Source organism: Alteromonas sp. ABH4_457 (assembly GCF_056160625.1).
In genome coordinates, this window is record NZ_JBSWXN010000004.1 from 109370 (window position 1) to 118480 (window position 9111).

General features: G+C 48.0%; 14 protein-coding genes. 1 reads left to right on the forward strand and 13 read right to left on the reverse strand.

Features of this window, described 5'->3' with window-relative positions; all coding sequences use genetic code 11:
- Positions 1 to 3 precede the first annotated feature (3 nt).
- Both ACXAGR_RS10215 and ACXAGR_RS10220 read right to left on the reverse strand, forming a co-directional pair.
- Complete coding sequence (locus ACXAGR_RS10215) at positions 4 to 480, reverse strand: hypothetical protein (protein ID WP_474849866.1); 477 nt, start codon at positions 478 to 480, stop codon at positions 4 to 6.
- Positions 481 to 669: 189 nt separating this feature from the next.
- Positions 670 to 999 (reverse strand): hypothetical protein, encoded by a 330-nt coding sequence (locus ACXAGR_RS10220; RefSeq protein WP_474849868.1) that lies wholly within the window; start codon positions 997 to 999, stop codon positions 670 to 672.
- Positions 1000 to 1217: 218 nt separating this feature from the next.
- Here ACXAGR_RS10220 and ACXAGR_RS10225 point away from each other — a divergent pair, with 218 nt between their 5' ends.
- Entirely contained in the window at positions 1218 to 1883 is a 666-nt protein-coding gene (locus tag ACXAGR_RS10225) for a hypothetical protein (RefSeq protein ID WP_474849870.1), read from the forward strand.
- 41 nt (positions 1884 to 1924) lie between these two features.
- Here the strand turns inward: ACXAGR_RS10225 and ACXAGR_RS10230 are convergent, their stop codons facing one another.
- The 11 genes from ACXAGR_RS10230 to ACXAGR_RS10280 form a co-directional block, all read right to left on the reverse strand.
- Positions 1925 to 3580 (reverse strand): hypothetical protein, encoded by a 1656-nt coding sequence (locus ACXAGR_RS10230; protein ID WP_474849872.1) that lies wholly within the window; start codon positions 3578 to 3580, stop codon positions 1925 to 1927.
- Positions 3581 to 3710: 130 nt separating this feature from the next.
- A complete protein-coding gene (locus ACXAGR_RS10235) occupies positions 3711 to 4004 on the reverse strand; it encodes a hypothetical protein (RefSeq protein WP_474849874.1) in 294 nt (97 codons plus the stop codon).
- Between the two features lie 80 nt (positions 4005 to 4084).
- Entirely contained in the window at positions 4085 to 4582 is a 498-nt protein-coding gene (locus ACXAGR_RS10240; protein ID WP_474849876.1) for a hypothetical protein, read from the reverse strand.
- A 27-nt stretch (positions 4583 to 4609) separates the two neighbouring features.
- Positions 4610 to 5497: a hypothetical protein gene (locus tag ACXAGR_RS10245; protein ID WP_474849878.1), complete on the reverse strand. Its 888-nt coding sequence runs from the start codon at positions 5495 to 5497 to the stop codon at positions 4610 to 4612.
- A 94-nt stretch (positions 5498 to 5591) separates the two neighbouring features.
- On the reverse strand, positions 5592 to 5999 hold the full coding sequence (locus tag ACXAGR_RS10250) for a hypothetical protein (RefSeq protein ID WP_474849880.1): 408 nt from the start codon (positions 5997 to 5999) through the stop codon (positions 5592 to 5594).
- Between the two features lie 218 nt (positions 6000 to 6217).
- On the reverse strand, positions 6218 to 6418 hold the full coding sequence (locus ACXAGR_RS10255) for a hypothetical protein (protein WP_474849882.1): 201 nt from the start codon (positions 6416 to 6418) through the stop codon (positions 6218 to 6220).
- Positions 6419 to 6501: 83 nt separating this feature from the next.
- A complete protein-coding gene (locus tag ACXAGR_RS10260) occupies positions 6502 to 7005 on the reverse strand; it encodes a hypothetical protein (protein WP_474849884.1) in 504 nt (167 codons plus the stop codon).
- Positions 7006 to 7108: 103 nt separating this feature from the next.
- Positions 7109 to 7456, reverse strand: coding sequence for a hypothetical protein (locus ACXAGR_RS10265; RefSeq protein ID WP_474849885.1), 348 nt, complete (start codon positions 7454 to 7456; stop codon positions 7109 to 7111).
- Between the two features lie 17 nt (positions 7457 to 7473).
- Positions 7474 to 7809: a hypothetical protein gene (locus ACXAGR_RS10270; protein WP_474849887.1), complete on the reverse strand. Its 336-nt coding sequence runs from the start codon at positions 7807 to 7809 to the stop codon at positions 7474 to 7476.
- A complete protein-coding gene (locus ACXAGR_RS10275) occupies positions 7806 to 8186 on the reverse strand; it encodes a hypothetical protein (RefSeq protein ID WP_474849889.1) in 381 nt (126 codons plus the stop codon). The genes ACXAGR_RS10270 and ACXAGR_RS10275 overlap by 4 nt, the downstream gene beginning before the upstream one ends.
- 69 nt (positions 8187 to 8255) lie before the next feature.
- Positions 8256 to 9098, reverse strand: a complete 843-nt coding sequence (locus ACXAGR_RS10280) for a hypothetical protein (protein ID WP_474849891.1) — start codon at positions 9096 to 9098, stop codon at positions 8256 to 8258.
- Positions 9099 to 9111: the final 13 nt, after the last annotated feature.

Sequence of the window (9111 nt, forward strand, 5' to 3'; positions counted from 1 at the left end):
ATTTTACAGCACAGTTTGAAGTTGTAAATCATGCAGAACATAAGAGGCGGGCAAATCTCTGCGCTCCAGCGGCTCGTCGGAGTATATGGCATCGGGCATCTCCTCCATTACTCTGTGATGAGCCTGAAAACCGTATGGCACAGGGAATTTCCTTGTGGGCAGGGCAACATAGCGGCAGGTGATTTTTATCAGATTTTTCCGGAGTGTCTGGGTCAGGTATGCCGCTTCAATATAGTTGAAGTATGTTTTTGCCATCTCCATGAGGTTGCGGTTAGTCTGTTTGTATTCTTCGTCCATGGTGATTTGTCCAGCCATTGCGGCCTCTATGAGATGACTCATTTTGGCTTCAGCTTGCTTGCCCTGCTCTATCTCCTTGCTGGTTACACCCTGTAGTTGTTGCTTGAGGATCGCTAATCTTGACTGAAGATCGCGTGTGTCAGCAGGTATAGTGTGAGCAATCTGGTTGCTGTCACGACTCATGATTGTCCTCAGAATACTTTATCCGAAAGATGCGCTTCAATTACGTCCAGCTCTGCGATAAGCGCCTGACTACGGGCTGCGGCACCGGCCTTTCTGTGCGGATGGCATTCTGTGGCTGAGTGACGCTGGCCGAGGTTGATGCGTATGTCAGCAAGTCTTGAGCGCGGCGGTGAGGTCTCATGCGTACCCCTAAAGGTGAATGGCTAAGCCAGTGGTGCGCTGAAAGAGTGAGATCAGACTGTCGGCATAAATCTCCTTGAACGTTTCCACTTCGGTATAGCTGCTTCCCCATACCCGTCCGAACTCGACCGTGTAGAGGTCATTGCATAAACTGATTTTGCAAAAGTTCAGTCGCTTTGAGTTCTGTGCGGCGAACCGGAAACTTGCGTAACGGTCTTTGTCGGAGAAGGCAAAGTTCTTGGCTCCGATCATAGCGCAAAGACGGCCCTTGCCACCAAGTTGTTCAAAGATTATTTCAGCGTTTTCACGAAAATCAGGTGCGGTCTGCGTTATTGGCATAATGAATCCTCTCAGTCAGTGAATTTATAATAACACAACCATCGTCAAGTGTCAATTTAATAATTGGCGCACAGGTAATGAGGGCAGTACAAATTGGCCATTATGCATATCGTATATACGATATTCATGATTTTAGATTAAAAACTAAAATATAGAACAATTTTATTGATTAATTGAATGATATCTTCTACTGTTTAAAAAAACATGAGGGTTTCACAATGAATATACGTTATGTCATTCAATCGTCTTCTTTTGAACGGGTACACGGGTCGCAATGGGTATTGTCTGCAACGACACGACAACGTAAATATGGATATTCGCCGGTGGCAGATGAGGGGCAGGATCGGAGCCTGATTGATTTGCGGGCATGCCCGAAGGGGGCTGAGTTGATTGTGACCTACAGACTCAGGAAGGCCACGCTGTTGCAGATTTGTGAACTGACCGGTATCGGGGATTGCGGGCATATGACGACGTATGCGCTCGCTGAGGCGATATTTTCTGCTAGGGATAAGTTGTTTTTGCTTTTTGGCTCCCGAGACTATGCTCATATTGATGTAATTCGCACGTATCTGGATGTGAACGGTGAGCAGTTTATTTGTCTGAGGCGTCCGGACTACATCGTCAATGTATCAGAAGAAATGACACTGCCGGAGCCGTGGGCGGAGAGCTTAATGTCTCCCACAATGAGGATAGTTTCACAGCTGAATAATTGCGCTCAGAACAACGGTGGTGCGCTCAATGCACTGAGAAGGTTAAAGAAGGCAGGCAGAGGGTTTTCGTCGCGGGATGTGTTCATCGCAATAGGAGCTGATGCACTCTATGATGTACTGAAAAATCATGAGTGTTTTGATAGTGCATTCTCGCAGTCTCAGATGTCGGTTTGATAAGCTGCGCCATGAACATCAAGGCGCAGCTGTCAGCATGCTCAGACAATGGCTGAGAGCATGCTGGCACTGAGCTTGCCGGTGAGATTGTGATCAGCAATAAGCCCGTAAGGGGTCTTATCCCATACCTCGCACAGATCGCGAAGTGCGGCATCATCAGCTTTTTTGGACACCGCATCAATAAGTGCGCTGAGGATATCGGTGCGCTCAGAAGCAGGATAAGCCGCCAGAGTAATGAGGGCTACTGCCGACTTGGAGGGGTGATTTCCGTTCAGGTTCGCCCGATACGCCGCCAGAATCTGTTTTAGTGATTTGCCTGCGTAATCTGAGTGACTGAGCATGTTCGACCATGACGCGGTTGAGGAGCATTCCTCAACTTCTTTCGCAAGCGCTATAATGCCATCCCGTGCCTTGGGCAGACCGGAGTTTTTCGTCGTGGCAAATGCGCCCAGTGCTTTTTCGTACCAGTCATCGTCATTAAAAAAGGCGCGGAATCCATTTGTCACCCGAACCCCTGCGCGGATTTTTTTGTCGTCACCGGCAAAATGGCTGGCGACCCTGCTGCTGAGCAGGATGATATCTGTCTCAGTGAGTAGGCCGGTATTCTGAACGCCCCTGAAGAGCGCATTTACATCGTCAGCAGACTGGGATTCAGGTAGTATATCGTGCATAAGAGTGGAACAGATATGCTTATCAGGTTCCAGTGCCCGCGTAGGTTCGAGTGTTTTAGATTTGTTGTAGGCCTCCAGTATGGCTGGTGTAAAGGCGACTATCTCATTTGTCATGCCCAGCTCCATCATTTTCGCCGCAATCTTGTTTGGAAAACTAAAGAACTCGTAGTGCAGTGTTGATGATAGCGAAAGATCAATACTGTTCCCGTAGAGTGTGCAGAATGCTGCAATCATATTCTCATTGAAAACAATGTCATCGGGATGTTTCATATTGCCTGTCATGCCGCGAGTCTTGTTGAAGAATAAGCCAGTAATGGCGTCGTCGGAAACCCATTCAAACGCGCCGGTGTAGTCGATAGTCTGGCTGGGGTTGTATCCCCATTCCGCCTCAAGAAACCGGATTAGTCCGAAGTTGAGCGTAATGTAGCCTATGGCCACCAGCTCGCTCAGACTGAATTGTGCTCCGTAGACTTTCAAAAAAGAATCTATGCAATCAACATCGATACCGCTCAGGCAGTAGATTAGCTGATCTTTGGGCATAGACGAAACCGCGTTGTGCTTCATTGCCAGCTTTGCAGCCTCCGGATGCTCACTGAGAAGTGTGCGAAACGTGCTGGCGGAGAGGTTGTCTGGAGTTGGCAGAATCCCTTCTTTGATAAGAAATGCTGCTTTATCAGCCATGCCTCTGCTGAGGGCATCATCCGCCACGTTGCTGTAGGGCGGGATAGGCTGGTAAAACGACGGATCGCGCTGGTAAAACACCTGAAATGTCTTAAAGCTGGACTCATGGCCAGCTGAGTGCCAGATGTGCGTCTCGGGTTTGCCGCCAATGTTGAAGAGCAAGTCGGCGAGGTCGGGGGTATCGCTGCGGTATGCGTCATACCAGAGCATATCGATACTGTGGCCGCTGGTCAGGATGTCACTTTTAAATTCTTTGTAGAGATGGTTCGCATGACGATAATGGCCGGATTCTAAAAGTTGTGCAAAAGACTTTGTGAGAATTTCGGAAGCAGGACTTTTTGACATGTTTTCACCTCTGTTATTGAGGCTTTAATGTAACACAAAATAATGCTAATGTCAATTGAGATTATAAATATTCGGAGGAGCTTGGAATATTCTAAGCACCTCCGAAGGTTTGGAAGGCAGCTTAGAAGGTTTAGTCGAGAAGGGGGTGTATTTTACGGTATGCCTCATTAGACAGGATGGTGCCTACCTTAATGAGGCTCACGGTGAGAGCGAGTTCCATGCTGTGGAAAACCCAGTCGGGATCGCCGGAGAGAAGGGCATGAAAGACAAAGAGGGTGATGGAGCCTGTGATCAGGTATAGCGCCCCCAGTTCGAAGCGGACATTGCCGTCCTCAGGAACTGTGCCCAGCCAGCTGCCTGCGCTGAAGCGCATGCAGGCCATGCAGAAAATAATAAAAATGGCGTAACCGAGTTGTGCTTCCATGATGAACTTATTCCGGTGTCATGTGCTCAATGCATGAGATGAGAAGGTTTACCACAAACTAACACAAAAACAAATAAAAGTCAAGTCTTGTGAAATGTTTCTGCCTGCCACTCACTGTGACATTTGGCATATTCGAGAGTCTTGTGCCAGTACTTATCGATAAAGGCGTGGTAGATCTTTCTTTCATCCATCATAAGATTGGGAATTTTATTTGCTTTGCTGCGAGATTTGTTGACCTCCAGCAATGTATTTTCGCTAAAGCGGGTATCAACAAATGCAATGATGGTAAGCGGCTGACGTCCTTCGAAGGGGGTGTCAGATTCGATAATGATACTGCCTTTTTCGCGGTGCTCGCGCAAAACCTGATCCTGTACGGCCAGATTTTCCTCGTCGGCATCGGGTCGGATGCTGGTGGTGGTGATGAGCGGGATCGGGCCGGTTGGCGGGAAGCCTAAGTGGCGTCGGGCCAGCTGGAATAGTGAGGCAAGTAGCGTATCTCGGCTTTGCGGATCGCGCAAAAGGTGCTGAAGTACAAAGGACTCAGGGGATTCGGGGTCAGGTCTGTATTGTCCGGCCATAAACAGGTTTCCGTAGTCAGTGGGTTGTTAGTCTGCAAAGAGCGCTAAAGCATCATTGATACTGATGTTGCCGCTCAGTAATAAGTCTGAGCTGACATCCACCAGCTGCTCCTCAGGCTCGGTATTCAGCATTTCGTTGAGCATGACAGATTCGTCTTCATTGTATGTCCACGGGTTGTACGACAGCAGGGCGGGTGCTCCGGCGTCAACAGATCCGTCACGCCCGTGGTATCGTGTGACATAAATACAGGTAAGAAGGTACTGTAACGACTCTGTGTATCTTTCCAGAAGGGATGCATGATTTTCTGCTACAGTTTCATCTGTTAGCATGTATGTGCAGTAGTAACCGGCACTACGGATGGCAAACATCATGGGTGAGTCGCTATAGTCATTACCCTGACTTGGGTCGAAGCTGTCCATGAAGTACTTCAGGGTGTGGCGGACTATAGGCAGGCAGCTGCCTTCTGCCAGTGTTGTGCGGACAAGTGGCAGGAAGGTGAAAATACTCACGCGATAATCGATATCACACCCTGCAAGGCGAATGGCCTTGAGTGCATCGTAAAGATGATAGTGAGGCAGTAAAATGCCGTACTCCAGATCTTGATTTTTGTCTTCAGAAAATGCTGTCAGTTGATCCAGTCTGCCAATGAACTCGGCATCAAAATCACCTTCGTTTTTCAACTCATGTAAATTGAGGAAGATGTCGCCAAGTACCTTGTTATCATGTCCTGAAATTTTGATAGCAACATCACAGAACCCTTTCCCGCCTTTTTCTTTATATCGGGAAACGTGTGTCATGTATTCCTGTGTCAGGTCTTTCTTAATCGACCCACCGGTGCTGTCACTGGCAAGTTCTTTCGCATACAGGTAGCTTAGCGATGTGTTGAGTGTCAAAAGAGGGTTATTGCTGGGCATAATACTTCGTCATGAGTTCAAAGGTCAGGAGGATATCATGTGGTAGGCCATGACACCACGAAGGGCAGTTGTCATGGCTTATTCAGTGTCGCAACTACGTCCAGTCGCGGACGCGGCTTTCACCATACTGCCTGTCGACAAGTGGCTGTAGCTCGTTTCTGATGCGCTCCTGAATCTTTTCAATGACCTGATTCGCCCGTTCTGCCACTTTGTCCTTAATAAAGTCCAGCCATGGTTCTATCTCTTCGTTGTCGGGCAGATAGACGGAACGGTGAACCACACTTATGCTTTCAACTATCTTGCCGAGTTCTGCCTGTTTTAGGCGTCGGCCATCCAGTGTGAATGTCTTTTCACCGGCCTTGTCGACCACAATGCCCCGTATGACACTGAATCTGTGGTCTTTGTCTGATTTGTTATTAGACGCACGTTCATCGTGTGGCCAACTGAACGTGATCCGCATGATTTTGTCGTCAACCTGAACCTGTGGAAATGCTTTGTTCATGCCATTGGCCTTTGCTGTTTTGATGCTGAACATAATAACACGGTTATTGTCATTTGTAAACGAAAATAAAGGGGTCACCCCCTTTATTTGTTATTCATGGTCATCAAAAACGAGGGGGATTTCCAAGTCATCCTCACCCATCTCATGAACAGGCCATGATTTAAATACTCCGTAAATATAACGGAGTGTATGGTCTCAGGTAGCCTGTGGAAAGTCAATCAGGCTGCAAGGGGTGGAGGTGGTGTTTTTCGCAAAGCGTTATAGGTATCAATCGTCATATGACGAAAGGAGCCATTTACCTGACAAAAGTAGCCATCATGCATCAGTGTATTATCGAAAGTGGGTATGGCTGAGTCGAGGTCGACAGGCAGTTTTTTCGCGACATCAAACGATATTGCAGGAATAGTGGCGTCTGGCATAATGAACCCTCTCTTAGTTGATACGGATATAATATCACAAAGTCCTCCCACTGTCAATGTGTGGCGCTGTATTTCTGTACTGCTTATGATGCAGGCTGTTGCTTGTCTCGCAGAATGTAATTTGCATCAAGTTCAGCGGCAAGGCGTCTTTCAACCAACTGCGAAAATGCTGGCTCATTGATGCCTGCGTACTCATTTTCCCAAAAGCGGCGGACGACAGCAAGATCTGACTGATACAGGTAATGAATGGGCTGTCCATTTTCATGGCAACTCTGTGAGCCTGCAAAGAAAAGCGTGTCCAGATTTCCGGTTGCCTGACCATTAGGCAGGAAGCCGAATGGCTGCACTTTGTCGATTACCCGATGGATGGCACGGACAGAGACGACACTGGGGATTTGTGATGATACAAAGATGGCCAGCGTTGCACCGCGAGTGGATACGGCAAGATAGTAATTGTGGCCTTCTGCCACATAGCGTGTAATGCGCTTAACCTGTGTACTCAAACCCTGATTGCTTAAAAGCTTGTTAGCAAACTTCACGATGTCATTATCAGTAAAAGCAATAAAGGGGTTGGTTTGGTTTGTCATGATGCAGTATCCTCTCTCAGTCAGGGTGACATAATAACAATTTTAAACCGTATTGTCAAGTTGATATTGTATCCTGCACTACACTTGCATTGTTATCAGGCAATTAATGCTTTTGCGTATTCAGTGCGACATAAAGGCTGGGTGTAACTACATGATGAAGCATGGCGCGACGGAGCATCGCGCCGGAGAGAGGCACGAAGTAGACTTGCCGGGCAAGAGAGCTGGGAACATGGAATTGCTCAGGAAAGACAATCAGGCACGGGAGCTGGCTGTTGATAAGCGTTTCTGCGATTTCAAGTTCGGTAGCCCCTTTGACGACCACCAGCTTCACGTTATCAGGCAATCTGTATTCACAATCGAGAAGTACTTGGATAAGCGCTCTGGGTGCATTATTGATGGCAAGGTAGGGCCGTGTGCGAGCTGAGGATGTGATTTTCCTGAAGAGTGCCACGCAGTCCTTGGGAGTCATCATTTGGCATCTGCCTCGCTGTCCGGCTGCATGTAGTTATCACACTCAGGATTATTCGATAGATCGTAGAATACGCCTTCGTATGAGGAAAGTGAAGTCCCGAGGCGTCGGTATAACTCGCGAAGCGTTTCACAGTTCCGGTCATTGCCACGGGCGTCGAATCCGGCGAAGATATGATTCAGGTCGCAATCACGCTTCAGTCTTAATACGAAAGGATCTGGACGCCATCTCAGGGTGCCGTTTTCATCGCGCACAATCTCATGTGTGTGGTGCGACTCGGTTCTCAGCATCTCCTGATAGCACTCAGGGACATCGGTGCGTGCGATGGAGATCATTTTTCGTTAGCCTTTCTCTCTTCCAGATGTTGCAGGGTGTTGCGGATAAGGACAAACTCCTGCTTTGAAAAATGGTGCTTATGGTCAACAAGACTGGCTTGTGTCAGCTTGCTGGCAATCAGCGGTGGACTCACCGCATTTCTAAGTGAAATGCCTGCATAGATTTGCAGACCAAACCAGATAGATCCGGCAGCAATACTGGTAGATATAAATGCGCGGCCATAGGGGGCTAGCTGCGACAATGCCAGCGAAGCAATTGCCAGTGCTAACAGTACATAGAAAAGGGTAAGTGTGGCTTTCCATAGTAAAGTTAAGCGATTAACCCTGAGAATCTGCGCATTCAGGACGGCTTTGAGTTCAGTATAGATATGGTTCACCTGTAAATATGGAGCAACAGCAATATAATAACGCAAAATTCATGCAAAGTCAATTCGTGTTCGTGACGCTTATGTGTTTTCCCATTTTTTGCGCTGCTGATTTGCCAGATTAATAGCTTCCTCCAGTGTGCGTTGGTTACGTCGGGAAGGATAGTCCCGATAGTTGAATGTTTTTTTGATGCGAGGATCTTCAGGATGTACAGCCCGCACGAACTTGACGATTATCGACCCCCCGTTGGTGTCGAAACTGGTATAGTGCGACTTTAACACGCCTGTTAACAGGCGTGAATCACGTTCTTCCGGTGCTGGTGGTATTGCACGTTTGTTATTCATACTCAGGCCGACAAGCATTTTTTCGCAAAAAGCTTCAGCGCGTTTGAGGGACAGGGAGGGATTATCATCAAACATGCTGTCTGAAAAATGTTCATCGACGAAGCTTTTGTCGTTTATGGGGATTTTGACATACCAGCCTGAGTGCTGCCTGACAATGAAAAGGTTGTCAGTAAGTGGTAAAGCGTTTTCTGTGGCCGGAAACACGCCTATCTCTTTTTCCCACAACTGGCGTGAGGCAATGGCAAGATAACGGGCATCTTCCAATGTTCTGCCACTCCGGCCATCGTAGCTGAAGCTCTTTGTAACGCTCGAATCTTCAGGGTGGATAGCATAGAAACGCGCTCTGCGGTGACCGTAGGTGTCTTTGCAATAGGTGTGCATCACGCCTGCGGGCAAATCGAATGCACGGCTCTTGGCATTGCTTCGCGGCTTTCTTCTGATGCCATTGGCGCGGTGTTTTGCTTCAAGTTTATCGCGAATCTTCTGAATGGCGCGAAGTGATTCCTCCCTGCCTCCATGCGCCCTGTCAATTTCGCGCCTGTACAGGTTCTCTCCGGTCAGTCCGGACAGCATTCTCATTGTCCAGCCATTC

What these genes read in the sequence shown, in the direction of transcription:
- ACXAGR_RS10215 (WP_474849866.1), bottom strand. Translation starts at nt 480, where the DNA reads ATGAGTCGTGACAGCAACCAGATTGCTCACACTATACCTGCTGACACA.
- ACXAGR_RS10220 (WP_474849868.1), bottom strand. Translation starts at nt 999, where the DNA reads ATGCCAATAACGCAGACCGCACCTGATTTTCGTGAAAACGCTGAAATA.
- ACXAGR_RS10225 (WP_474849870.1), top strand. Translation starts at nt 1,218, where the DNA reads ATGAATATACGTTATGTCATTCAATCGTCTTCTTTTGAACGGGTACAC.
- ACXAGR_RS10230 (WP_474849872.1), bottom strand. Translation starts at nt 3,580, where the DNA reads ATGTCAAAAAGTCCTGCTTCCGAAATTCTCACAAAGTCTTTTGCACAA.
- ACXAGR_RS10235 (WP_474849874.1), bottom strand. Translation starts at nt 4,004, where the DNA reads ATGGAAGCACAACTCGGTTACGCCATTTTTATTATTTTCTGCATGGCC.
- ACXAGR_RS10240 (WP_474849876.1), bottom strand. Translation starts at nt 4,582, where the DNA reads ATGGCCGGACAATACAGACCTGACCCCGAATCCCCTGAGTCCTTTGTA.
- ACXAGR_RS10245 (WP_474849878.1), bottom strand. Translation starts at nt 5,497, where the DNA reads ATGCCCAGCAATAACCCTCTTTTGACACTCAACACATCGCTAAGCTAC.
- ACXAGR_RS10250 (WP_474849880.1), bottom strand. Translation starts at nt 5,999, where the DNA reads ATGAACAAAGCATTTCCACAGGTTCAGGTTGACGACAAAATCATGCGG.
- ACXAGR_RS10255 (WP_474849882.1), bottom strand. Translation starts at nt 6,418, where the DNA reads ATGCCAGACGCCACTATTCCTGCAATATCGTTTGATGTCGCGAAAAAA.
- ACXAGR_RS10260 (WP_474849884.1), bottom strand. Translation starts at nt 7,005, where the DNA reads ATGACAAACCAAACCAACCCCTTTATTGCTTTTACTGATAATGACATC.
- ACXAGR_RS10270 (WP_474849887.1), bottom strand. Translation starts at nt 7,809, where the DNA reads ATGATCTCCATCGCACGCACCGATGTCCCTGAGTGCTATCAGGAGATG.
- ACXAGR_RS10280 (WP_474849891.1), bottom strand. Translation starts at nt 9,098, where the DNA reads ATGAGAATGCTGTCCGGACTGACCGGAGAGAACCTGTACAGGCGCGAA.